Origin of the sequence: Acinetobacter nectaris CIP 110549, assembly GCF_000488215.1 — a bacterium.
In the GTDB taxonomy this organism is placed as follows: Bacteria; Pseudomonadota; Gammaproteobacteria; order Pseudomonadales; family Moraxellaceae; genus Acinetobacter; species Acinetobacter nectaris.
Map to the genome: position 1 here is coordinate 528,081 of NZ_KI530712.1, position 24,201 is coordinate 552,281.

A 24,201-nucleotide genomic window follows, 5' to 3' on the forward strand; every position below is an offset into this window, starting at 1 on the left:
ATACTCTACCACTACACTTTACTCATAGCCTAAAACCACAAATTTCTATTTTAGGTATACAACATAAAATAGAAATAAGTGACTTTTGCTAGTTTAGCAGTAATTACTTGATTGTACCATTTCTAGAGAAGCTTGGTAGATGTAAGCCCGGCTCTTTATGCATCCAAATATAAACTGCTCGACCAATCAGATTTTCTTCTGGAACAAATCCCCAAAAACGACTATCTGAACTTTCATCACGGTTATCACCCATTGCAAAGTAATGACCTTGAGGTACTGTTACTTCCCAATCATTACCATCACTTTTCATGAAAGTCTGATTATTTTTTGCAACGAAAGGAATAAGCGATTGATTCCCTGTACTCATTGCATAATTAAACTGTTCAATTAGTGGGTTTCTGTCCGCTAAGTGACGTACCCAATGTTGATGATTACCGAGTGTTTCCAAAGTATAATTCGCTTTGAAAGAAGATAAACTATCTTTTTCACGTGCAAATGGTGTTGCCGTTGACGCAATTTGTTGTCCGTTAATATAAAGCGTATTGTTATGATACTGAATGTGATCGCCAGGTAATCCAACAACTCGCTTAATATAACTAATACTTGGCTGCAATGGATAACGAAATACAAAAACTTGACCACGCTCTGGCTCACCCACATTAATCACTTTCGTGTTTGCAAGTGGCAAACGGATGCCATAATCAAACTTATTTACGAGAATATAATCTCCTGTCTCTAACGTAGGTACCATAGAGTCAGAAGGAATATTAAATGGCTCGAAGAAAAAAGAGCGTAAGACCAATACTACTGCAAGTACTGGCCAAAAATCATAAGCCCATGTAATGACAAAATTTTCATTACCACGTCCTCTAGCTTCTCGTTGTCTAAATACAAACTTATCAAGTAACCATACAATAAATAGAATTAAAGTAACGGGAACGAGGATTAAATTAAAATCAAAATCCATGAACTTTTAAACCTTATTTTTTATCAACTTGTAATGCTGCTAAGAAAGCTTCTTGTGGAATTTCAACACTTCCCACTTGCTTCATACGTTTTTTACCTTCTTTTTGCTTAGACAGCAATTTTTTCTTACGTGAAACATCACCACCATAACATTTTGCCAACACGTTCTTACGCATTGCCTTCACTGTTGAGCGCGCAATAATTTGTGCGCCTATAGCTGCTTGAATAGCAACATCAAACATTTGACGAGGTATTAACTCTTTCATTTTTTCGACAAGTGCATTGCCACGATGGCGTGCTTCATTGCGATGACAAATCATTGCTAAAGCATCAACTTTATCACCATTAATTAACACATCCACTTTTACAAGGCTTGAACTTTGGAAGCGAACAAAGTTGTAATCTAAAGATGCAAAACCACGTGAACACGACTTTAAGCGGTCAAAGAAGTCCATAACAACTTCAGCCATTGGCACATCAAATGTCAATGAAACTTGATTACCCAAGTACTTCATATCCTTTTGAATACCACGACGTTCGATACACAATGTAATTACATTTCCTAAATATTCTTTTGGAACTAAGATATGACATTCTGCAATTGGTTCACGTAAGTCTTCAACTGTACCGCCATCAGGCATTTTTGAAGGACTATCAATATTGATCGTCTCACCAGATTTCGTCACTGCTTCATAAATTACAGTTGGTGCAGATGTAATGATATCTAGATTATACTCACGCTCTAAACGCTCTTGTACAATCTCCATGTGTAACATGCCTAAGAAACCACAACGGAAACCAAAGCCTAGTGCATCAGAACTTTCAGGCTCAAAAAATAATGCAGAATCATTAATTTGTAGTTTTTGCAGTGCTTCACGGAATGGCTCAAAGTCACTTGCATCAATTGGGAAAAGTCCAGCATAAACTTGAGGCTTAACCTTTTTAAAACCAGGCAATGATGGAACATCAGGCGTAGAAATTAATGTAATCGTATCACCAACAGGTGCACCAAAAATATTTTTAATCCCTGCGATAACAAAGCCAACTTCACCAGCTTCTAGCATACCTGTTTCTGTATGCTTTGGACTAAACACACCAACAGAAGTCACAATATGCGACTGTCCTGTCGATTTAATTAGCATTTTATCGCCTTTCTTAATACGACCTTGCTTTACGCGAACTAAGGAAACAACGCCCAAATAGTTATCAAACCATGAGTCAACAATCAATGCTTGCAAGTCTGCTTCACGATCGCCTTCAGGTGCAGGAATGACATCAACTAAAGTTTCTAGAACACCTTCGACACCCATACCTGTTTTTGCTGAACAAGTTGGTGCATTTGTTGCCTCTACACCAATAATCTCTTCAATTTCATGAATAACACGCTCAGGTTCAGCTTGAGGTAAATCAATTTTATTCAAAATTGGAAGTACTTCTAAACCTTGATCAATTGCCGTATAGCAGTTAGCAACAGATTGTGCCTCCACGCCTTGTGCAGCATCTACAACAAGTAAAGCACCTTCACAAGCTGCAAGTGAGCGAGAAACTTCATACGAGAAATCGACGTGCCCTGGGGTATCAATGAAATTTAGCTGATACTCTTCGCCATTTTTAGGGTGAGTATAATACAGCGTAACTGAGGCTGCTTTAATAGTGATGCCACGTTCACGCTCTAAATCCATTGAATCCAAAAACTGTGACTGCATTTCACGATCTTGAAGTGCACCACACATTTGAATAAAGCGATCGGCCAAAGTAGACTTACCGTGGTCAATATGTGCAATAATGGAAAAGTTTCGTATATTACTGATTTTTACAGATTTTTTAGTTACAGCCATGGATCACTCAAAATATATGTACACAATCATGTACTTATTTAGCAAAGTACCCATGATGTGCAAAAAAATAAAATCTTAATAACGGCACAGTATAACAGTTATGCTTAAAAAACATAGATTTTATAGAAAATTGTTTAACAGTTTCAGACTATTTTACATACAAAGTATTATAAGGTTTATACTATCTTAATTTTAACAAATATAGAATTGATGGATACGAGTAATTTTTCCCATAAAAGTAAAGTCTATAGCTCACCTTAAGCTTAAAAACCAAATTTAATAAATACTATGATCTATCATCGAATTATTTTAATATTTTTCCTGATTTAGCTTTATAACTACTCAATATAAATAAACATTAATTATTAATAGGTTCGTACAAAATTATAAATAACCCTCAAATATTTTATTTTTATTAGGATGATAGACATAGCACCCCCTATTAAAAAAACCTAAGTATTTCCTAGTTAGAATACATAACTAACAATAAGTACTTTTTATAATTCCATTATATCTATAGTTGAATTAGAGTTATTTTATATATTCAATGATTAAAGCAATTATAGTTTTTCTATTAACCAAATAAAAACTATAAAAGTGAATAATCAATTGGAGCTTTAGTTGAAATAAGTACCACATACTAAATCAAAGAATGGCTTATCTACTCAAAGAAGGTAATATCTTATCTGTCCCAACCATAAAAGGAAAATCTGCAATTGAAAGCATGGCTAAATCTTCATGAGTATTACCATAAGCATAGATAGATCTATACTCCTCTCGTGGGTAAGATTTGAGAACCTGTATCTTCTTTTCTTCACCACTACAATCTTCAGATATATATAAACCCGTTAAATGACCATTCATAACTTCAGTTTTAGTACAGATTAAGTCTATACCTAATAAATCACATAATGGCTTTAAGTATAAGTCTATAGATGCAGAAACCAATACTACCCTATGACCTAGCTCTTGATGCTGTTTTAACTGTGCCCATAAAATGGGGTTTAAATCAGCCAGCAATGTTTTTGCATAATTCCTACCATCTGCTTCAACATGTGCAAATTCAAACCCTTCAAACATTGTATAAAACAGCTTTTTTCTCATTTTTGGTGCGGGGTACAAATTTAAATAGTACTTTTGAACCCATGGAATGAGTGCAACACCTTTTTTAAATACATAACGTGACTTCAATACATAAAATATAAAACGCGTAAAGCTATCTCTTAAATAAAGCGTTCCATCAAAGTCAAATAAAGCAAGTGAGTTTTTCTTCATATTTTTTTAGTGCAAGTTTTTTGCTCGACGCATACATGCATCATATCTTGTATTTACACGTGTTGCATACCAATTTGTATTATAGTCTTTACTTAATTTAGGCCCAGAAATAATCACTTCTGGCATAATTGCATATGGTGCTTTTTTACCTGTTTTTTCTGTATATAACTTTTGAACAGCAAGATACGTCTGTGTCTTCTCAAAAGATTGATCTTTCTCTTCTTTTAAGTCAGCACGTAATTTTTTAGGTGTAATTACAATTCCACTTTCGTTAAATAATTTAGTCAAAGCAATTTCAGACTGACTCTTTGTAGCTTGTGGCTTACCATCTTTACTATATAGTAATAAGTCACCATCTAAAGATAAATCTATACCCGTCAGTTTCTCTAAAATTTGTTGGAAGGCAGCGTTACGACTCGAATACATTCCTGAATTATAATCAGCAAAGCGGTAAATTGGTTTACTATACTCTGTAGGGTAAAGCATTAAGCGATGAATACCATAATACAAACCACCATATTGTGTATATAAATCATCTCTAAGCTGATATATATTCATATTATTACGCTCATGCTCTTGTGCATAACTGACTTGAACTTGCATAGAACCTAACGTCGTAATCGGGTTCATTCTTTCCCCAATATCTTGTCCAACAAATTTAGCAACGCCCGTTATTGCACTCACATGATAATGCTTCGTCATATAATCAAAAATTTGACGATATAGAATATCTAAGTCTTTTTCTGTTTTTACTTTTTTCATTTGTTTAAGATAGCTATTTTCTGGCGTTGGCTGATTCTTTAAAACATCTTGAAAGTAGACAGCAACTGCTCCACCAAGCTTATCTCCTAGCTTATCAGTAAATTTCTCTTCGAGACGATGGTGTACTTCCCGAATTGCTTTATCTCCTAACCCCGGAACTTGAGGATTAGCAACGAAGTTCGACTCTTGATCTACAATAGCAACAACACTACAGACATTTTCTCTTGATTTCTCAATTTTCAATGTATCCATAATACCATTAATGTCTTGCGCCCATGAATCTCTCTGGCGAACATGTGAGGGAACTAAATGCCTAATTTGCTTTTCATTCATCACAGTATCTTCATCATCTTGTGACAACAATGAGTGACTGCCACAGGCAGTTAGACTCAAAAATAATATGAAAGATAAAGGAAAACGGGAAAACGTATAGAGATTTTTCATATCAAATAACAAAACTCAGAAGATGGCTATAACCTGCCAGATTTTCGGCATTGTAGAAGCTTTTATAGATAAAGTATATCGCTTTTATTGTTTAAAAAAACATGGTTTTATTTTATAAAATTCGCTTTTCTTTGTATAATTTTTAAATCGAAAAAACTTTATTTTTTATGAAATTACATTTATCTGAAACAGAAGCCAAGATATCTCTTATCTCAAAAGATGAACATGGAAAAAATATTTCACAGGATGTGACTTATGATAGCCTATTACTTACAGGTGCACTCATTTCTATTTTTCACGACGGTGCGGTCACAGTCAATGACCAACAAGGCAACCCTATTTTTGACATTAGTGTCAATTATCATAATCAAGAAAAGTAAAAATCGACCTATGCAAGGTACTCCATGCATAGGTCTGCTGAGAATCTAATATATTGCCATATGGTTACGGTGAATCATCTCAAATGAGCGAACCTCACCTAATACCTGTTGAACTTTCTCAGAAGAAAGCCCCTTCACAATATCGGCATAGCGCGAACTAAAGTTGACAATACCAACTGCAACTCTTTTTCCTTTAATATCGACACACTCGACAACATCGCCACGCTCAAACTCACCTTCTATATAGCGAACACCAACAGGAAGTAAGCTACGGTGTTTTAAGGTAATTGCTTCAACTGCGCCATTATCTAATACTAAGCACCCAGCTGTTTGCGAGTGAGCAGCAAGCCATTGTTGTCTTGCTGTAATTGGATCACTATCTGCAACAAATAGTGTTCCAAGCTCATCACCTGCCATAAGCTTAGATAAGACTTCATCTTTCTCACCACTTGCAACAATAGTTGGGCAGCCTGAACGTGCAGCAAGGCGTGCAGCTTTTACCTTAGTGACCATACCACCAGTTCCTAAAGCACCACCACCACCTGCCATACTAAACAACTCTTCATCTAAAGCAGGTACTGTAGAGAGTAATTGAGCATCAGGATTAGAACGCGGGTCAGCATCAAACATACCTTGCTGATCCGTTAAGATGATCAATAAGTCAGCATTCACTTGACCTGCAACCATTGCTGCAAGCGTATCATTATCACCAAACTTAATATCACCTGTCGATACAGTATCATTTTCATTAATGACTGGAATTACTCTCCAATCAATTAAATGTTGTAAGGCATCACAAGAGTTTAAATAACGCTGACGATCCGTCAGGTCATCGTGGGTCAATAGAACTTGTGCAGTTTGAATATCATGCTCTTCTAAAATACTAGACCATGTTTGCACAAGTCCCATTTGCCCTATAGCAGCACATGCTTGGAGACTCGGTAGGTCTGAGGGTCGCTCGGTGAGTTTCATACGAACCATGCCTTCTGCAACAGCACCAGAAGAAACCAATATAATTTCATGTCCAGCATTGTGCAATTTGGCAATTTGATGCACCCAGTGGGTAATTGCATCGATATCTAAACCTTGGCCATTTGCAGTAAGCAAAGATGAACCAATTTTGACAACAATTCGCTTACAATCATCAAGCTGACGTCGCCCATCTACTACCTTAATCATATCTCCTCAGTCGTACTTAACGTACGTAATATACTTCCATTTCGTTATCATCATCGTCATCACTATCGTCGTCATCACCATCTAAACCTAGACGCTGAGCACGACGCTGAGCACGATATGCTTCTTTTGCCGCGAGTGTTTGCTCACGTGTTTCTTCTTCTAATTGATCACGGAATGCCTTCATTTGTGCAGCATATTCAGGATCTTCAAGCTCACGTTCACGCTGTTGCTCAATTTGATCCATTAAGTAATACACAACTTCTTTTGTACCACTTGAGAGTAACCCTGAAGTTTTAAATGTTGGACCATCCCATTGTAATTCATTTAGAATGTAATTACACCATTCATCACGCGTCGCATCATCCAACTGATCTAGTTTATTTAGAACTAAAACAACAGGTAGCTTTGAAAGCGTTGGTGAGAAGTTTTTCAATTCATTCAAAATTGCTTTTGCATTATGTGCAGGATCAGAACCATCAATTGGCTGAACATCAACAATATGCAAAAGAATTCTTGTACGTGCCAAGTGTTTTAAGAAACGAATTCCTAAACCTGCACCATCAGATGCCCCTTCAATTAGACCAGGAATATCGGCCATAACAAAAGAACGCTGTCTGTCTGCATCAACGACGCCTAAATTTGGCACCATTGTGGTAAATGGATAATCTGCAACTTTTGGTTTTGCCGCAGAAACTGCACGAATAAATGTCGATTTACCCGCGTTTGGCATACCTAACAAACCAACATCTGCAAGTACTTTCAGCTCTAAACGAATTTCACGAAACTCGCCTTTAATGCCTGTAGTAAACTTACGAGGTGCGCGGTTCGTAGAAGATTTAAAGTGAGTATTACCTAAGCCACCATCGCCACCTTGTGCAACCAACACACGCTGACCATGTTCAATAAGGTCACCGATAATATCACCTGAATCTGTATCTACAATGGTGGTTCCAACAGGAACATGTAAAACAACATCTGGTGCGCCACGCCCTGCGCAGTTCGCACCTGAACCGTTTTTTCCACGCTCTGCACGGAATCTACGTGTATAACGGAAGTCAACAAGTGTCCCAGTGTTTTCATCAGCTTGTATATATACACAGCCGCCTCTACCACCATCACCACCGTCAGGTCCACCAAATGGTACAAATTTCTCACGGCGAAAACTGGCCACGCCATTGCCTCCGTCGCCAGCCTCTACGGTAATGACTGCTTCATCAACAAAGCGCATCTGCCAATCCTCTGATTCTATAAAACAAACTATTCTGCCATATTGTACCTGATTTCATGAATATTGATATGGTGAATTATTTTTATATCCGCATACTATTTACACGAACATGCATAAATACAGCAATTTCATGCCAAAAGTATCTTTTTAACTCGCTTTGTCATGCTGCTTACGCGAACGCTTGATTCTTTTAGGAAGCTTCTCTACTTTAAGTAATAGATCTTGGTGACGGCGCTGTTGCTTATAAATATGATAAACACCTTCAAGAACTAAAATAGCCACTGCACACCAAATTGGAATATAAGTAAACCACTGTGCAGAATTGATTTTCTCTCCGATCATCAGTGAAGCCAATGCCAGTAATACAGGCTCTAAATAACTGAGTAACCCAAATAAAACCATAGGTAAATAGCGACTCGCTAAAATGTATGATCCCAACCCTATTGCACTTAATACCCCTAAACCAATGATGACAAAAATAAGATGCGACTCAAAAATAGAGGAAAATGGCTGTACCTGCCAAGTTGATACAAAGTAAATTGCGATTGGAAGTGCTAATATATTATCTAACCAAAAACCACCTAAATGATCTGTTTTAATAATTTTTCGTAAGAAAAAATAGGCTGAATAGCCAAAAGCAACCAATGCGGTTTCCCAAGCAATACTACCTACCTTCCATATTTCATGCCCAACACCTAAAACTGCAAAACCAACGGCTATTTTTTGGAAGAGTGATAGTTTTTCTTTGTAAAAGAGTGCACCAATTAAGACAAGCACCAATGGTAGTAAGAAATACCCCAATGACACCTGCATTCCTCTACCATGCATTGGCCCCCACAAAAATAGCCATAACTGAAAACCACCTAATATTGCTGTTCCCAACACACCCAAAATCAGTAAAGGCTGCTTTAAAACACGTTGGAAAATTTCAGTAATATAATGTAGATCACCACTTAGCCATATAAAGAGCGTAAGAAATGGTAAAAAAGAAATGACTCGCCAACCAAATACTTGAGATCCATCAAACGTATGTAAGAGCTGACTATAAAAATATAATATGCCAAATACACTAGAGGCTAAAACAGATAGCAAAATCCCTTTAAGCATTACGACCTCTACTCCAAATTAAAAAGTGCATTAGGCCTTTCCCAACCTAACGCACTTAAACTAGATGATTTTTTCGTTAAAACCAATAGTGTTATCGAGTATATTTAGTCTAATATTACTTATCGTTCAGTCTGTTCAGTTAAGTTAAAATCACTCACATCATAGCCAATTTCTTTCGCATAAGCTAAATACTCATGCCAAACTGCTGGCTTTATATGAGGTTTTCTTGCAAGTAACCATAAATACTTCCTTGCAGGATCTCCCACTAAAACAGTTTGATAGTCTTCATCAATTTTTAATACCCAATAATCACCTCGCCCTATAGGCAACCAGCGCAATGAGTCTGGTAAAAAACTAACCTTCAGTTGGCTACCATAAGGTAGATTCATTATAAATGCTTCACCTTTTGCAACATCTCTCACCCCATTTTGCTTCAAACACGAATTTTCAACATCTATATTTCCATTCACGTTCAATGCATAACTTGCTTGCACATCTTTTGTACATTGCCTTTGAAAGTACATCGGCTTACGTGCGATTTCATACCATGTTCCAAGGTATCTAGGTAAGTCAATCTTTTGTACAGCCTGTATCGGTTGATGATGTATTTGGGTATCCGCACGAGCTAAATTTATAAAACATATTGCGCCAACAGCACCCACCATAAGCGCTAAAATTTTGTGATTTTTTTTCATCGTTATATTCCTTTTTTAATACCTAAAAACATAACGATAAATACATAACCAAACCATTTATTTTATGTAAATCGCTCTTATATTATTGCAATAAATACGATTTTAAATGCACCATTTCATCCCGAATTTTAGCTGCTTGTTCAAACTGTAGTTCTTTAGATGCTTTTAACATCTCTTTTTCAAGTTTTGCTAAATGTTTCGTTAACAACTTAGGATCTGACACAATATGTTGCTCATCTGCCGTCAGTTTTGTATCAATCGGAATATTGGTAGACGTTTCATCATCAAAAACCTCTCCTGTATCAATTTCCTTCACCACCTGCCGAACGGTACTACGTGGTGTAATCCCGTGTTCAGCATTAAAGGCCAATTGTTTCTCACGGCGTCTATCTGTTTCATCAATTGCCTTGCGCATTGAATCTGTAATACGGTCTGCATATAAAATTGCCTTACCTTTTACATTACGTGCTGCACGTCCAATCGTTTGAATTAATGAGCGCTCCGAACGCAAGAAACCTTCTTTATCTGCATCTAAAATTGCAACAAGCGATACCTCAGGCATATCTAAACCTTCGCGCAGTAAATTAATCCCAACAAGTACATCGTATATACCCGATCGTAAATCATGAATAATTTTAACACGCTCTACGGTATCAATATCTGAATGCAAGTAAGCAACCTTAATACCATACTCTTTCAGATAAGATGTTAGGTCTTCAGCCATTCGCTTGGTTAAGGTCGTAATTAACACTCGCTCATCTTGTTCACGGCGTAAATTAATTTCAGATAAAATATCATCCACTTGTGTCAATACAGGACGCACTTCAATTTCAGGATCAATCAAACCTGTCGGTCGAACCACTTGCTCAACCACTTGCTCTGCATGTTCAAGCTCGTATAAAGCAGGTGTCGCACTCACATAAAGGGTCGTTGGCGTAATACGTTCCCACTCTTCGAATTTCATCGGTCGGTTATCTAACGCGCTTGGCAAACGAAAACCATAATTGACTAAATTTTCTTTTCGAGAACGATCTCCTTTATACATCGCACCAATTTGCGGAATAGTTACATGAGACTCATCTAAAATCAGCAAGGCATCTTCAGGAATATAGTCAAATAATGTTGGCGGAGCTGCACCCTCTTCACGACCAGATAAATGACGTGAATAGTTTTCAATACCATTGGTATAGCCAAGTTGTTGCATCATCTCCAAATCATAGCGTGTGCGTTGCTCGATACGCTGTGCTTCTAACAACTTGTCATTTGCTTTTAAAAACTCAATACGCTCTTTAAGCTCTTCTTTAATTGTACCAATAGCTCGTTGTAAATTATCTTTTGGCGTCACATAGTGACTTTTTGGATAAATTGTCACTCGAGGTACTTTTCGTATCATTTTCCCAGTAATAGGGTCAAACCATCTTATCGAGTCAACTTCATCATCAAACAGTTCTACTCGAATTGCATATTGCTCAGACTCTGCAGGGAAAATATCAATAATTTCACCACGAATACGATATGTTGCGCGCAAGAACTCTAAATCATTACGGGTATATTGCATCTCAACCAAACGACGAATAATATCGTCTCGACTAATACGGTCATTTTCAACAATATGTAAAAGCATTTGCATATATGCTTCAGGATCACCCAAACCATAAATTGCTGAAACTGATGCAATAATAATGGCATCTTTTCTTTCTAAAAGCGCACGTGTCGCTGAAAGACGCATTTGATCAATATGATCATTAATAGCTGCATCCTTTTCAATAAATGTATCTGATGAAGGAACATAAGCTTCTGGTTGATAATAGTCGTAATAGCTTACAAAGTATTCAACAGCATTATTTGGAAAGAATGATTTAAACTCTCCATAAAGCTGGGCAGCCAATGTTTTATTATGCGCCATAATAATGGTTGGTCGCTGTAAATTTGCGATCACATTTGCCATGGTATAGGTCTTTCCTGAACCTGTCACACCAAGCAAAAGTTGGTTTTTCATCCCCTTTTTTATACCTGAAACCAATTTTTGTATTGCCTGAGGTTGATCCCCAGCAGGTTCGTAGCTTGTTACAAGCTCAAAGGGTTGATGATCACTCACTACTATCTCTCTTTATGTGTTTATAAGCTGTTATATATTGTACTGATTTTTAAATCTTCAAGGATATATCTTGACGGCACAGGTGATTCACTTCCATTATAAAACGAATAATCAGGCAACTTGGCAGAGCAAAATATGATATATCGCTATCATGATGAGCATATCGTTAAATCATTACCCACGGATACTATTTTTGTATTTGGAAGTGACTTAGCAGGAAAACATGAAGATGGTGGTGCACGGGTTGCACATCAGTATTTTGGGGCAGTCAAAGGCGTGAGTCGTGGTTGGGCTGGACAAAGTTTTGCAATCCCAACTTTAGATCAATCCCTGAAACCCTTAGCCTGTGAAGAAATTGCTGCACATATACATGATTTTAAAATCTATACAAAAAACCATCCATCTACAACTTACTTTATTACTGCTTTAGGATGTGGCCTAGCAGGAAACCCCGTATCTAAAATTGCACCTTTATTTAAAAATATTTCAAGCAATGTCATTTTACCATGGTCATTTAAACCTTTTTTAGAGGAAAATTTGACATCACTTTATCCGGCACTGACACAAGAGTTTACTCATAAGCTTTTTTTACAAGGTACAACACCCAATATAGCGATCGAATATAGCCATATCGACTATAAGCATCTTGCAGACACAGTACTCAGTGAAAAATACTTTCCAGTAGACCGTTATGGTCGAAATAGAACTTATGAAATTGAGGATATTACCCACCAACTCAGAGCACTTATTCCCACATTATATGATGGTCGTGATGCATTATTAATTTCTAGCCTCATTCTTTCACTTATGGAGCTTTATGAATTTAATGAAAAAGACTTCTCTGATTTATGGCAAGGTAAACTTACAATTGAACATCCCATATATAGATAGCATGATCAATAAGCATTAAAAAAGTGAGTACAGACTCACTTTTTTAATTTCGATAGTAATTATTCGTATTGTTAGCCTTGGCGAGCTTTAAAACGAGGATTAGACTTACAAATTACATAAAGTTTTCCACGACGACGAACAATTTGACAATCTGCTGAACGACGCTTTGCACTTTTTAAAGATGATAGTACTTGCATAAAATTAACTCCATATAAGTTATGTTATAACATAACACATATGGAGCTTAAAAAATAGAGGTTAATGAGAATTAATTTCAATAACCTCTATCTATAAATTCTAGCGCTTACCCATAGAACGGCGTGTTCCACGAGGCGGCATCCACGTACGGTCGGCATACTGTTCAGGCTTAGGTCTCACTTGGTTATGTGCTGTTTCTGCACCACCATCTACTTCATCTTTTTTGACAGGAAAAGGAAGTTTCACCACAGGTTTTTTGGCTTTATTACTACTCATATTCGCTACAACATTCAGTACATCTTTTACCATTTTAATCTTTTTTTGGAAAAATAACGAATTTTTCTCATATATCTTATCTAAGATAAAATGATTACTTACAATATAGTCTATTTATAAGCATTCAAGCCTACCAAAAACCCAGTTTAGAATATTCAAATATCATGTTAATAAATAACAATATTGAAAAATATAACCAACTTTTTAGATAAATTAGAAAAAAAATCCTATTTTTTCTTCAAACCACTGAAATATTAAACAATATATTCTCACCAATATCATTCATAATAAATAGAGTCATCTCGCTCTAGTATCTAGGTTGCTTGCATAGACAAAGAAAATTTTTATTTATTATAAGTGTGGTTCCTCATGGAGTATTCAGCGTCTAATAACGATTCTATACCGACTACCCATAACTCAAAGACACGTGTATTACTTGCGAGTTTAGTTGGTACAACAATTGAGTTTTTTGACTTTTATATTTATGCAACTGCTGCTGTTCTTGTTTTTCCACATCTATTCTTTCCAGCAAGTAGTAGTGGCGCAGCAACATTACAATCTCTTGCTGTATTCGCAGTTGCATTTATTGCACGCCCCATTGGTGCCGCTATTTTTGGTCACTTAGGCGATCGTGTGGGTCGAAAAGCAACGCTTGTTGCCGCACTTTTACTTATGGGGTTATCGACTGTCTGTATTGGCTTATTACCTACCTACGCACATATTGGCATTTTTGCACCATTATTGCTTATTATTTGTCGCTTATGCCAAGGTTTAGGATTAGGTGGCGAATGGAGCGGCGCAATTCTTCTTGCAACTGAAAATGCGCCAGAAGGACAACGGGCTTGGTATGGTATGTTTCCACAACTCGGTGCGCCCATAGGCTTTATTTTGGCAGCAGGTACTTTCCTTATTTTAGGCGCAACCATGCCAAATGAAAGCTTTTTGCAGTGGGGTTGGCGTATTCCATTTATTGCAAGTGCAGTATTGGTTTTCTTAGGACTTTATATTCGACTTAAACTACATGAAACACCTGCTTTCCAACGCGTTTTGAAAAAGCAAAAAGAAACAAATATTCCATTTAAAGAAGTCTTTTCACATCATGGAAAAACATTATTTTTAGGTACAATTGGTGCAGTTTGTACATTTGTATTATTTTACTTAATGACTGTATTTGCATTAAATTGGGGAACAACAGCTTTAGGCTACTCGCGTGCCGATGTTCTTAAAATGCAGCTCATCGCAACTGTGTGCTTTGGTATTTTTATTCCTATTTCAGCAATATTAGCCGAAAAGTTTGGTCGTAAAAAAACTTCAATCGTTATTTGTGCTTTAGTAGCAATATTTGGTTTAAGTTTTCAATACTTTTTAGTACCCAATGCACCTGTATTAATGACCGTATTTTTATGTATTGGTTTATCTATTATGGGATTAACTTATGGCCCAATTGGTACAATACTCTCTGAAATATACCCAACATCAATTCGTTACACAGGATCAGCTTTATCTTTTAACTTGGCAGGCATTCTAGGCGCTTCATTTGCACCTCTTATTGCAAATAACCTTGCAACGAATTACGGTATATCTTCAGTTGGATATTATTTATCAATTGCAGCTATTCTCTCTTTAATTGCATTTGCTGCCATTCAAGAAACAAAAAATAAAGATATTAATCAGCTTTAAGTCATAAAAAAAACGCGATTCCAAAATCGCGTTTTTTATTTAAAATGGCACGTTAGAAACAATTTCTATATTTTCACCACCAATAAGTGGGTGCTGAAAAGAAAGCATATGCGCATGTAGTGCCATTCTATTCTGCTCAAATTCAGTTGATCTTGGATGGTAAAACTGATCACCTAAAATAGGATGACCAATATGCATCATATGGACTCGTAGCTGATGAGATCTACCTGTAACTGGTTTAAGCAAAACTCTACTTCTATCTTTTTGCTCATTATAATCTAAACATTGATAACATGTTTTGGCAGACTTCCCTTCGATTAAATCTACTTTCTGCTTCGGTCTATTTGGCCAATCTGTAATTAAAGGAACATCTACCTCACCCAAAGCATCTATCTTTCCTTGCACTAATGCAATATAGATTTTTTTTACAGCTCTTTTTTGAAATATTTTACTCATTTCAACTTCTGCTGCTCGATGTTTCGCAAACATTAATATTCCAGAAGTTGCCATATCTAAACGGTGTGTTACCTTTGCCATTTTAGATATTTCTAACACTCTTAAAAAAGCACTATCTTGATGTTCAGGTAATCGCCCCGGCACAGAAAGAAGACCTGCTGGCTTATCTATCGCTAGATAATGCTCATCTTCATATAATACCTGTAAAGGTTCTAGTGGTGGGCAATATATAAAATGATCTTTTTTTGCAGACATTGGCGTATAGTTACGACTTTAAATGCGAAAAATAACAACACAGTCGATTGATGTCAATTTGATATTTTCAAACCTAATTTAGATAGCGCCAAACCCGATCCTGATCTTGCTTTGCAATTGAAAATGTCATGCCATCATCTGCACGCACTAAATGGCTATTTACTGAATCATAAACAACCTTAAATAAAGTACCTTTATCAAAAAAGATAGGTGCAAGCCCTTCTTTCTCTAAATTTATTGGTTCTAATAGCTCAATAATAAAGTCAGCCATTTAAATATCCATGATTTTCTTCTATTACAATATATTCTATGCTGACTTTTTATAAAATTAATGTTAAATATGTATCTCTTTTAAAATAAATTGTGAATATTTGTTTAAAAGTATTTACTTTATCGTCATAAAATATAATTAGATTTGTGTTGGCTGCAAAATAATAATACATGCACCAAATACAACGACCAATCCACCACAAATATCCCATGGTGTTAAATAAACTTGATCTACAAACCTTAGCCATAACAATGCAGTAAAAATATAAATACCACCATAGGCAGCATATATTCGGCCTGAAGCAGAAGGATGTAAGCTAAGTAACCAGACAAATAATAATAAGCTTAGTATCGTTGGTAGCCAAAGCCATTTGGTTTTACCCTGATTCAACATTAAATAAGGGAAATAACATCCTAATATTTCTGCAATTGCAGTAATAAAAAATAATCCGAATACATGTAGTATTCGGAATAAATCTAGATTAAACATAGCAACCTATTAAGCAATTGTCGTCACTTGGTCTTCAAATACGGTAAGTTTTAACCCAACACACTTACCATTTTCTTTTTTAGCAGTTACAGCAACATTACCGCCATTTTCTGCCAATTCACCAAAAAGAATCATTTCAGCCAGTGGTTTTTTCAAATGTTCTTGAATTAAACGCTGCATTGGACGTGCACCCATAAGTCTGTCATAGCCTTCTTCAGCCATCCAGTTACGTGCGCTTTCATCAACATCTAAAACGACCTTCTTATCATCAAGTTGAGCTTGAAGCTCTGTTAAAAACTTGTCTACAACAGACTCTATGACCGTATGAGGTAGTGCTTTAAATTGAATTGTACTATCTAAACGGTTTCTAAATTCTGGAGAAAAAGCTTTCTTCATCGCATCTTTATTGTCATTACTATTGTCTTGTTCCATAAATCCAATGCTAGATCTTGAAATACTTTCAGCACCAATATTGGTCGTTAATACTAATATTACATTACGAAAATCGGATTTACGACCATTGTTATCTGTTAAAGAGCCATGATCCATAATCTGTAACAACAAATTAAACACATCTGGATGAGCTTTTTCAATTTCATCTAACAACAAAATACTGTGCGGATTTTTATGTACGGCATCTGTGAGCAGTCCACCCTGATCAAAGCCAACATAGCCCGGAGGTGCGCCAATTAAACGTGATACAGCATGTCTTTCCATATATTCAGACATATCAAAACGGATCAGCTCTACACCCAATAATTTTGCAAGCTGCTTGGTCACTTCAGTTTTACCTACACCTGTTGGGCCTGCAAATACAAAACTACCCACAGGCTTATCAGGTGACTTTAAACCTGCTCTAGAGAGTTTAATTGCCGAAGCCAAAGCAGTAATTGCTTCATCTTGACCAAAAACAACTCGTTTTAAATCTCTTTCAAGACTTTGAAGGACTGCCTTATCATCTTTAGATACCGTTTTTGCAGGAATTCTTGCAATTTTAGAAATAATATCTTCAATATTATCTACAGTAATTTGAGTATTCTCTTCTTCTGTCTTTAAACGGCGCTGTGCACCTGCTTCATCAATAACATCAATAGCCTTATCAGGCAAAAAGCGATCATTAATGAATTTTGAAGAAAGCTCAACTGCTGAAACTAGTGCTTGGTCATCATATTTAACATGATGAAACTCTTCAAATTTTGTTTTTAGACCACGTAAAATATCAATAGTTTCGCTTATACTCGGTTCATTAACATCAATTTTTTGAAAACGGCGTGATAGTGCATGATCTTTTTCAAAAACCTGACGGTACTCTTGAAAAGTGGTAGAACCAATACAACGTAATGTACCATTTGCTAAAGCAGGTTTTATAAGGTTCGAGGCATCCATCGTACTGCCCATACTTGAGCCAGCACCAATAATCATATGAATTTCATCGATAAATAAAATTGCATTTGGGTTTTTTTTCAGTCCATTTAACAACTGCTTTAAACGTTTCTCAAAATCACCACGATACTTTGTACCCGCAACAAGTGCACCAATATCTAAGCTATATATTTCAGCTTCACTTAATGGTTTTGGGGCTTTTCCATTTACAATCAGCCAAGCAAGACCTTCAGCAATAGAGGTTTTTCCTACACCCGGATCACCAACCAATAATGGATTATTTTTACGGCGACGACATAAAATTTGAGCTGCTCGTTCGACTTCTTTTTCACGTCCAATAAGCGGATCTGTTTTCCCTTTAGATGCTTCAGTATTTAAGTTGACTGTATAAACTTCCAACGGATTTGCTTGCGAAGAGGTTGTTTGCTCTCCCTCTAAATCCTCGATTTCACTCTCAACTTTGGCTTCTTCTTGGTTTCCACCATGTGACAAGTATTGTGTTAGTGTCACACGATTAATTTGATGGCGTTTCAATAAATAAACTGCAAAGGTATCTCTTTCTGAGTACATTGCCACAAGTACATCTGCACCTTCAACCGCTCTACTTCCACCACTTGATTGCACATGGAAAATCGCACGTTGCAATATACGATCAAAGCTTTCTGTCGGATGTGGTGCTTGTTCACTATTTTCGCTTAACTTCGGTGTATGCTTTTCAACATACTCTTCTAGTTCTTTACGCAATGTCGTAATTTCTGCACCACAAGATTTAAGTGCATTTACGGCAGAATCATTATCTAATAATGCAAGTAATAAATGTTCAACAGTTAAAAATTCATGTCTTTTTTGTCTAGCCATACTTACAGCTAAACGTAACGATACCTCTAATTGACGACTAAGCATACAATCCCCTTATTGTTTTGGCTCGATTTGGCACAATAGTGGATGACCTTGTGTCCGAGCATAATTATTTACTTGATTGGCTTTTGTCTCAGCAATATCTCTAGGATAAACACCTGCAATACCCTTTCCTTCATAATGTACAGTTAGCATTACTTGTGTTGCTTGGTCAAGGTTCATTGCAAAGAAATCTTGTAAAATTTCAATAACAAAATCCATAGGGGTATAGTCATCATTCAATAAGACAACTGTATATAAGGGAGGTACTTTAAACTCTGGTGGCGCAGTTTTTACAGCTAAATCACCATCAGCATCGTCATGATGTTCATCACCATGAGACATATTCAGATGCCAATCTGTGTATCCTGACTGTTGAAATGAAGCTTTAACTTCACTCAAATTTAATTTCTTTTTTACATAACGCATAGAGTTTAATTTCATAATTACTGAACTTTGGCCTCAGCTTGAGGAATATCTGATACAAAGGTCGCAGGACTTTCAACCTCTTTACCCCTTAACCAATTGAAACGCTTAATTTCAGATAAACCACCATTTAAGCGCACTTCAATAAATTGTGGAGTAAACCCTTTAGGCATTGTCCAACGACCTGTTAAACGTTGAAAACTTTCAAAATCAAAATGCTTATCTTCCATAGGAACAATAAGCACATCTCCACCACGAATAAGTCGTAGTTCTACTGTCCCCGATGCTTTACGTGGACTCACTTGCAATAAGTCTAACTGATATTCAAATACATTTTCAGGTAATGGTCTAACCCCTAAGTTTTGCACCATCAGACTTACACCACCTCTTTGACGCAGAATATGTCTATAGATTTGGCTTTGAGTTTGAGCAATACCTAAGTCAGCTTTTCCTTCAGATAATGCATGGCTAAGGTGTGCAGTATTACTTAATGCAACATCACGCTCTTGTACTGCCATATTTAGGTTTTTATTTAGCGTAGAAAGCGTATCTTTTTGCTTTTGTACAATTTCCATGAGCTCTTCTGCATTAGCTTCATAGCCAACGACAGTTAAACCTTGCCGATGTCCAACAGAATAACCCAGCGCACCTCCACCAACAAACAAGATTGTACTGCCCAATAAAAGAAATTTATGGGCTTGAATAAAATTAGGTTTTTTTGTTTTTTGAGAATCTAAAGGATTCTTCTCAAGCGTCTTTTGTGTCATTTTTATGCTCAACATAATGCACTCACTACCATAAGTAATGAGTGCTTCTCAAATTTAAGGTGATAATGCAATCCCTGTTAAGCTGGTATCTTCAGCTAAACCACACATTAAATTCATATTTTGTACTGCTTGCCCTGCTGCACCTTTCACTAAATTGTCTTGCACAACAACAATAACCAACTTCTTAGGCTGTGGTTTATACAAAGCAATTCTTAAATCATTTGCACCTCTTACACTACGAGTTTCAGGCAATGCGCCAACAGGCATAACATCAACGAACTTTTCATTTTCATAAAATAGCTCATACAGTTTTTGTATATCTGTTACTTCACCTTCTGCGGTTAAATCCACATAAATTGTACTTAGCATACCACGAATCATAGGCACTAAATGAGGTACAAAAACTAAGTGATTAAAGACATCTTTTTTCCCTGATATCCCCTCAAGTGCTTCGATAATTTCAGGCTGATGGCGATGACCTGCAACAGCATAAGCTTTAAAGTTATCGGCATTTTCTGTATAAATCATGCCTAGGCTTGCTTTACGCCCTGCACCTGATACACCTGATTTTGCATCAATAATAATGCTTTCTTCTTGAATAAGATTTTGTTGTTTTAATAATGGCGCCAACCCAAGTTGAACAGTGGTTGGGTAGCAACCCGGATTGCCCACAACTTGAGCTTGTTTAATTTGTTCACGATTCAGTTCTGATAAACCATATACAGAAGACTTCAATAACTCAGGACAAGCATGTGGCATACCGTACCACTTCTCAAAGTTATCTAAGTTTTGTAATCGAAAATCTGCTGCAAGATCAATTACTTTTGTATTTGAACTGACCAACTCTTCGGCATGTTTCATTGCAACACCATGTGGCGTCGCAAAAAATACCACATCACATGCTTTGAGTGTATCTATATTAAAATCAGAGAATTCGAGTGATGTTTGACCACGCAAACTTGGAAACATTTCATCGACACGCTTTCCTGCTTCAGTTCGTGAAGTAAGTGTACGCACAGTTACCTGTGGATGTCGAAGTAATAATCTAAGTAATTCAACACCTGTATAACCCGTACCACCAACTATCCCAACTGAAATCACGACGATTACCTCAAATTATAGATTTACTAAACCACTTAGTATGACAGGAAGATTATTTTTTTCGAGTAGAAAATATATCACAACAAAAATTTAGTCTGCACTGCATTCAGCACATATTATAACATCCACCACGGCCACTGAAACTCCTTTAACTGTTTTACATGTACTTTATAATTTGTATCATGCATTTCAACCTGCTGCCAAAAAGAAATGCTATGGTCAAAATGAATGGTATGTACAAGCTCATGAACACATACGTAACGTACTGCGTTTAGAGGCAATAAAACCAATAGTGCATTGAGCATAACTTTATGTTGCTTATTGCAGCTTCCCCAACGACTTTTCACAAACCTTACTTGCAGATTTGAATAAGGTATTTTTATTTCTTGTGAAATATGAGTTAAATAGCGAGATAAATGTATTTTTGCATACATCAAAATAAAGTCTTTTAAATTTTTCTGATCATTGAGAAATACAACATGATTTTCTTCATCAAAGATATAACGTTGTTTTTGCTGACGAACAATAATATTTAGTGCATTTTCACGATTGAATAAAAATATTTCTTCAGGAAATGACTGATTATCTTTTTGCAAAATCAAATTTTGCCATGTTTCATATAACCACGGCTCAGACTGAATTAAAAATTGCTGAATCTGACGTTTTGAACAGTGTTGAGGCACTGTCAATTTTACCTCATTAATGAAAACACGCAAACGCAATTGTTTTGCGCTTGCATGTCGGATAATTTTAACGTCTGGCAACCCAGTAGGCATTTTAAGATTTACTCAGCAAAACGCTCTTCAATACCATGATCTGTTGCAACAACAGCAATATCTGCTTTATTTAAAGCAAAAATACCATTTGTAACCACACCAGGAATATCATTAATTGTGCGTTCTAATTCAAGTGGATCTAAAATATTTAGGTTATGCACATCTATAATCACATTTCCGTTATCTGTGACTACACCTTCACGGTATGCAGGATCTCCCCCTAAAGTAACAATCTTACGAGCAACAGCAGAGCGCGCCATTGGAATCACTTCGATAGGTAAAGGAAAGTCATGACCTAACTGTCCTACCCATTTAGAATCATCGACAATACATACAAATTTCTTAGCAATAGATGCCACAATTTTTTCACGAGTTAACGCTGCACCACCGCCTTTAATCATATTTAAATGGCGATCAATCTCATCTGCACCATCTACATAAGCATCCAGCCCACCAACTTGATTCATATCCACAACTTCAATACCTAGTTTTTCTAGGCGTTCAGCCGTAGCTTGAGAACTTGCAACAGCGCCTGTTAGTTCTAGCTGAGGCAATAAGTCAATTAAAAAGTTTACTGTGCTGCCTGTACCTACACCTAAAATGCCCCCTTGCGGTAAATGTTTTAAGGCAGCCTGTGCAGCCGCTTGTTTTTTTGCATCTTGGTTTGCGTATAAACTCATAAAAGATTACTCAATTTTTTCAGGTTGATGAAAGAATTAGGTTGATTATTCAACCTAATCATATACAGTGTTTATTACAATTCATTCTTATTTTAAACTGTTAAACGGAAGATAACCATGTTGTTTCGCTTGGTCAGACAAATTTTACAAGCAACTGTATATGACGTTGCCATTGAATCTCCTCTCGAAGCAGCTCCACGAATTAGTCAAAAAATTAATAACAATATTCGTTTAAAGCGCGAAGACCTACAGCCTGTTTTCTCTTTTAAACTACGTGGTGCATATAACCGTATTAGCCAACTTCCAGAAGAACAGCGAAAACGCGGTGTGATCTGTGCCTCAGCAGGAAACCATGCTCAAGGTGTGGCACTTTCAGGAGAAAAACTCGGCATTCGTGCAATTATTGTTATGCCAAGTACAACACCAGATATTAAAGTCCAAGCGGTAAAACGCTTAGGTGGAGAAGTTGTTCTACACGGCGACTCTTTTGATGTTGCAAACAAATATGCAATGCAACGTGCAGAAGCAGAAGGGCTTGTTTTTGTTCCGCCTTATGATGATGAGTTAGTAATTGCAGGACAAGGGACAATTGCCAACGAAATTTTGCGCCAATGGCGTGAAGTCGACTATATTTTTGTTGCTGTTGGTGGAGGTGGACTTATTTCAGGAATTGCCGCTTATTTTGCTGAAATTGCACCACATGTAAAAATTATTCCAGTTGAATATGAAGAGTCAGCTTGTTTAAAAGCAGCTTTTGAAGCCAATGAACGCATCACTCTACCACAAGTAGGTCTATTTGCAGATGGTACTGCGGTTGCTCGCATCGGAGAACTACCATTCGAAGTGCTACGCAAAACTAAAGCTGATGGCACACCTATTGTTGATAAAGAAGTTATTCTTGTTAATACAGATGAAATTTGTGCTGCTGTCAAAGATACCTATGATGAAACACGCAGCATTGTAGAACCTTCTGGTGCAATGGCACTTGCAGGCATTAAAAAATATGTAAAAACACATCAATTAGAAGGCAAGAATATTGTTTCTATTGTATGTGGTGCAAACATGAACTTTGACCGTTTACGCTATATTGCAGAACGTACAGAATTAGGTGAACGTCGCGAAGCAATTTATGCAGTCACAATACCTGAGCAAAAAGGTGCTTTTCTTAACTTTTGCCGTACGCTACAAGGTCGCAACATTACCGAATTTAACTACCGCGTAAATGACAACCATACTGCACAAGTATTTGCAGGTGTAAGCCTGAAAGATGGTGATACAGAGCGCCAAGAAATTCTAGAAACACTACAAGCCCATTATGATGTAGATGACCTTTCTAATGATGAAGTTGCAAAGCTACATATTCGCTACCTCATTGGTGGACATGCACAACAAAATGAACGCTTGTTCCGTGTTGAATTTCCTGAGCGTCCAGGTGCACTACTTACTTTCCTAGAAAGACTCGGCCCAACCCATAACATTACGCTATTCCACTATCGTAATCATGGTGCAGCTGAAGGTCGCGTGCTTGTTGGTCTACAATCTGAAGAATCAAGCAATTGTACAAATGATGATTTAATACAAAAACTTCAAAGCACAAATTATCCTTACCAAGAAGTAACAGATAATTTGGGCTATAAACGTTTTTTAAAATAGTTTTAGACCTTTAAAAGTGAGTCTAGATGA

At 36.7% G+C, this 24,201-nt stretch carries 24 protein-coding genes; 4 read left to right on the top strand and 20 right to left on the bottom strand.

The genetic code is table 11. The annotated features are described in order from the left end of the window. Window positions 1–103: 103 nt before the first annotated feature. The 4 genes from lepB to P256_RS02730 form a co-directional block, all read right to left on the bottom strand. Window positions 104–967 carry a signal peptidase I gene (gene lepB / locus P256_RS02715; RefSeq protein WP_023272154.1) on the bottom strand — a complete coding sequence of 288 codons (864 nt, stop codon included), beginning with the start codon at window positions 965–967 and terminating at the stop codon, window positions 104–106. A 13-nt stretch (window positions 968–980) separates the two neighbouring features. Further along, entirely contained in the window at window positions 981–2,804 is a 1,824-nt protein-coding gene (lepA, locus tag P256_RS02720) for a translation elongation factor 4 (protein WP_023272155.1), read from the bottom strand. Window positions 2,805–3,461: 657 nt separating this feature from the next. Then, a complete protein-coding gene (locus P256_RS02725) occupies window positions 3,462–4,079 on the bottom strand; it encodes an HAD-IB family hydrolase (protein WP_023272156.1) in 618 nt (205 codons plus the stop codon). A 6-nt stretch (window positions 4,080–4,085) separates the two neighbouring features. Next, window positions 4,086–5,285, bottom strand: coding sequence for a DUF1615 family protein (locus P256_RS02730; RefSeq protein ID WP_023272157.1), 1,200 nt, complete (start codon window positions 5,283–5,285; stop codon window positions 4,086–4,088). Between the two features lie 167 nt (window positions 5,286–5,452). Here P256_RS02730 and P256_RS02735 point away from each other — a divergent pair, with 167 nt between their 5' ends. Continuing rightward, a complete protein-coding gene (locus P256_RS02735) occupies window positions 5,453–5,665 on the top strand; it encodes a hypothetical protein (RefSeq protein WP_023272158.1) in 213 nt (70 codons plus the stop codon). A 45-nt stretch (window positions 5,666–5,710) separates the two neighbouring features. Here P256_RS02735 and proB read toward each other — a convergent pair whose 3' ends face one another. The 5 genes from proB to uvrB form a co-directional block, all read right to left on the bottom strand. Further along, window positions 5,711–6,844: a glutamate 5-kinase gene (gene proB, locus P256_RS02740; protein ID WP_023272159.1), complete on the bottom strand. Its 1,134-nt coding sequence runs from the start codon at window positions 6,842–6,844 to the stop codon at window positions 5,711–5,713. Between the two features lie 16 nt (window positions 6,845–6,860). Beyond that, entirely contained in the window at window positions 6,861–8,072 is a 1,212-nt protein-coding gene (gene cgtA / locus P256_RS02745; RefSeq protein WP_023272160.1) for an Obg family GTPase CgtA, read from the bottom strand. Window positions 8,073–8,219: 147 nt separating this feature from the next. Beyond that, window positions 8,220–9,179, bottom strand: a complete 960-nt coding sequence (gene rarD, locus P256_RS02750) for an EamA family transporter RarD (RefSeq protein ID WP_023272161.1) — start codon at window positions 9,177–9,179, stop codon at window positions 8,220–8,222. 119 nt (window positions 9,180–9,298) lie between these two features. Beyond that, a complete protein-coding gene (locus tag P256_RS02755; RefSeq protein WP_023272162.1) occupies window positions 9,299–9,874 on the bottom strand; it encodes a lipocalin family protein in 576 nt (191 codons plus the stop codon). An 82-nt stretch (window positions 9,875–9,956) separates the two neighbouring features. Beyond that, window positions 9,957–11,972, bottom strand: coding sequence for an excinuclease ABC subunit UvrB (uvrB, locus tag P256_RS02760; protein ID WP_023272163.1), 2,016 nt, complete (start codon window positions 11,970–11,972; stop codon window positions 9,957–9,959). A 135-nt stretch (window positions 11,973–12,107) separates the two neighbouring features. Here uvrB and P256_RS02765 point away from each other — a divergent pair, with 135 nt between their 5' ends. After that, window positions 12,108–12,863, top strand: a complete 756-nt coding sequence (locus P256_RS02765; RefSeq protein ID WP_023272164.1) for an A1S_2505 family phage non-structural protein — start codon at window positions 12,108–12,110, stop codon at window positions 12,861–12,863. A gap of 71 nt (window positions 12,864–12,934) precedes the next feature. Here P256_RS02765 and ykgO read toward each other — a convergent pair whose 3' ends face one another. Together ykgO and P256_RS02775 are read right to left on the bottom strand one after the other, a co-directional pair. Then, window positions 12,935–13,060, bottom strand: a complete 126-nt coding sequence (gene ykgO / locus P256_RS02770; protein WP_023272165.1) for a type B 50S ribosomal protein L36 — start codon at window positions 13,058–13,060, stop codon at window positions 12,935–12,937. A gap of 100 nt (window positions 13,061–13,160) precedes the next feature. Further along, window positions 13,161–13,337, bottom strand: coding sequence for a hypothetical protein (locus P256_RS02775; protein ID WP_171068497.1), 177 nt, complete (start codon window positions 13,335–13,337; stop codon window positions 13,161–13,163). 369 nt (window positions 13,338–13,706) lie between these two features. Here P256_RS02775 and P256_RS02780 point away from each other — a divergent pair, with 369 nt between their 5' ends. Then, window positions 13,707–15,017 (top strand): MFS transporter, encoded by a 1,311-nt coding sequence (locus P256_RS02780; protein WP_023272167.1) that lies wholly within the window; start codon window positions 13,707–13,709, stop codon window positions 15,015–15,017. 39 nt (window positions 15,018–15,056) lie between these two features. Here P256_RS02780 and P256_RS02785 read toward each other — a convergent pair whose 3' ends face one another. The 9 genes from P256_RS02785 to rpiA all read right to left on the bottom strand — a co-directional run bounded on the left by P256_RS02785 (window position 15,057) and on the right by rpiA (window position 22,518). Further along, on the bottom strand, window positions 15,057–15,728 hold the full coding sequence (locus tag P256_RS02785; protein WP_023272168.1) for a pseudouridine synthase: 672 nt from the start codon (window positions 15,726–15,728) through the stop codon (window positions 15,057–15,059). A gap of 73 nt (window positions 15,729–15,801) precedes the next feature. Then, window positions 15,802–15,999 carry a hypothetical protein gene (locus P256_RS02790; protein WP_023272169.1) on the bottom strand — a complete coding sequence of 66 codons (198 nt, stop codon included), beginning with the start codon at window positions 15,997–15,999 and terminating at the stop codon, window positions 15,802–15,804. A 138-nt stretch (window positions 16,000–16,137) separates the two neighbouring features. Beyond that, entirely contained in the window at window positions 16,138–16,488 is a 351-nt protein-coding gene (locus tag P256_RS02795) for a YnfA family protein (protein WP_023272170.1), read from the bottom strand. A 9-nt stretch (window positions 16,489–16,497) separates the two neighbouring features. After that, on the bottom strand, window positions 16,498–18,774 hold the full coding sequence (gene clpA, locus P256_RS02800) for an ATP-dependent Clp protease ATP-binding subunit ClpA (protein ID WP_023272171.1): 2,277 nt from the start codon (window positions 18,772–18,774) through the stop codon (window positions 16,498–16,500). A gap of 9 nt (window positions 18,775–18,783) precedes the next feature. After that, the gene (gene clpS / locus P256_RS02805; RefSeq protein ID WP_040331752.1) at window positions 18,784–19,197 is read right to left on the bottom strand and encodes an ATP-dependent Clp protease adapter ClpS; all 414 of its coding nucleotides are present in this window, start codon (window positions 19,195–19,197) and stop codon (window positions 18,784–18,786) included. A gap of 17 nt (window positions 19,198–19,214) precedes the next feature. Then, complete coding sequence (locus tag P256_RS02810) at window positions 19,215–19,961, bottom strand: DUF6776 family protein (RefSeq protein ID WP_023272173.1); 747 nt, start codon at window positions 19,959–19,961, stop codon at window positions 19,215–19,217. 54 nt (window positions 19,962–20,015) lie between these two features. Then, on the bottom strand, window positions 20,016–21,068 hold the full coding sequence (gene argC / locus P256_RS02815) for an N-acetyl-gamma-glutamyl-phosphate reductase (RefSeq protein ID WP_171068511.1): 1,053 nt from the start codon (window positions 21,066–21,068) through the stop codon (window positions 20,016–20,018). 110 nt (window positions 21,069–21,178) lie between these two features. After that, the gene (locus P256_RS02820; RefSeq protein WP_023272175.1) at window positions 21,179–21,838 is read right to left on the bottom strand and encodes a YgjP-like metallopeptidase domain-containing protein; all 660 of its coding nucleotides are present in this window, start codon (window positions 21,836–21,838) and stop codon (window positions 21,179–21,181) included. An 8-nt stretch (window positions 21,839–21,846) separates the two neighbouring features. After that, window positions 21,847–22,518 (bottom strand): ribose-5-phosphate isomerase RpiA, encoded by a 672-nt coding sequence (rpiA, locus tag P256_RS02825; RefSeq protein WP_023272176.1) that lies wholly within the window; start codon window positions 22,516–22,518, stop codon window positions 21,847–21,849. Window positions 22,519–22,635: 117 nt separating this feature from the next. Between rpiA and ilvA the strand changes: the two genes are divergently transcribed. Next, complete coding sequence (ilvA, locus tag P256_RS02830) at window positions 22,636–24,171, top strand: threonine ammonia-lyase, biosynthetic (protein ID WP_023272177.1); 1,536 nt, start codon at window positions 22,636–22,638, stop codon at window positions 24,169–24,171. The last annotated feature ends 30 nt before the right edge of the window (window positions 24,172–24,201 follow it).

Excerpts from the sequence above, each read along its gene's own strand:
- lepB (WP_023272154.1), bottom strand. The coding sequence starts at position 967 with ATGGATTTTGATTTTAATTTAATCCTCGTTCCCGTTACTTTAATTCTA.
- lepA (WP_023272155.1), bottom strand. The coding sequence starts at position 2,804 with ATGGCTGTAACTAAAAAATCTGTAAAAATCAGTAATATACGAAACTTT.
- P256_RS02725 (WP_023272156.1), bottom strand. The coding sequence starts at position 4,079 with ATGAAGAAAAACTCACTTGCTTTATTTGACTTTGATGGAACGCTTTAT.
- P256_RS02730 (WP_023272157.1), bottom strand. The coding sequence starts at position 5,285 with ATGAAAAATCTCTATACGTTTTCCCGTTTTCCTTTATCTTTCATATTA.
- P256_RS02735 (WP_023272158.1), top strand. The coding sequence starts at position 5,453 with ATGAAATTACATTTATCTGAAACAGAAGCCAAGATATCTCTTATCTCA.
- proB (WP_023272159.1), bottom strand. The coding sequence starts at position 6,844 with ATGATTAAGGTAGTAGATGGGCGACGTCAGCTTGATGATTGTAAGCGA.
- cgtA (WP_023272160.1), bottom strand. The coding sequence starts at position 8,072 with ATGCGCTTTGTTGATGAAGCAGTCATTACCGTAGAGGCTGGCGACGGA.
- rarD (WP_023272161.1), bottom strand. The coding sequence starts at position 9,179 with ATGCTTAAAGGGATTTTGCTATCTGTTTTAGCCTCTAGTGTATTTGGC.
- P256_RS02755 (WP_023272162.1), bottom strand. The coding sequence starts at position 9,874 with ATGAAAAAAAATCACAAAATTTTAGCGCTTATGGTGGGTGCTGTTGGC.
- P256_RS02765 (WP_023272164.1), top strand. The coding sequence starts at position 12,108 with ATGATATATCGCTATCATGATGAGCATATCGTTAAATCATTACCCACG.
- ykgO (WP_023272165.1), bottom strand. The coding sequence starts at position 13,060 with ATGCAAGTACTATCATCTTTAAAAAGTGCAAAGCGTCGTTCAGCAGAT.
- P256_RS02775 (WP_171068497.1), bottom strand. The coding sequence starts at position 13,337 with ATGAGTAGTAATAAAGCCAAAAAACCTGTGGTGAAACTTCCTTTTCCT.
- P256_RS02780 (WP_023272167.1), top strand. The coding sequence starts at position 13,707 with ATGGAGTATTCAGCGTCTAATAACGATTCTATACCGACTACCCATAAC.
- P256_RS02785 (WP_023272168.1), bottom strand. The coding sequence starts at position 15,728 with ATGTCTGCAAAAAAAGATCATTTTATATATTGCCCACCACTAGAACCT.
- P256_RS02790 (WP_023272169.1), bottom strand. The coding sequence starts at position 15,999 with ATGGCTGACTTTATTATTGAGCTATTAGAACCAATAAATTTAGAGAAA.
- P256_RS02795 (WP_023272170.1), bottom strand. The coding sequence starts at position 16,488 with ATGTTTAATCTAGATTTATTCCGAATACTACATGTATTCGGATTATTT.
- clpA (WP_023272171.1), bottom strand. The coding sequence starts at position 18,774 with ATGCTTAGTCGTCAATTAGAGGTATCGTTACGTTTAGCTGTAAGTATG.
- clpS (WP_040331752.1), bottom strand. The coding sequence starts at position 19,197 with ATGCGTTATGTAAAAAAGAAATTAAATTTGAGTGAAGTTAAAGCTTCA.
- P256_RS02810 (WP_023272173.1), bottom strand. The coding sequence starts at position 19,961 with ATGACACAAAAGACGCTTGAGAAGAATCCTTTAGATTCTCAAAAAACA.
- P256_RS02820 (WP_023272175.1), bottom strand. The coding sequence starts at position 21,838 with ATGCCTACTGGGTTGCCAGACGTTAAAATTATCCGACATGCAAGCGCA.
- rpiA (WP_023272176.1), bottom strand. The coding sequence starts at position 22,518 with ATGAGTTTATACGCAAACCAAGATGCAAAAAAACAAGCGGCTGCACAG.
- ilvA (WP_023272177.1), top strand. The coding sequence starts at position 22,636 with ATGTTGTTTCGCTTGGTCAGACAAATTTTACAAGCAACTGTATATGAC.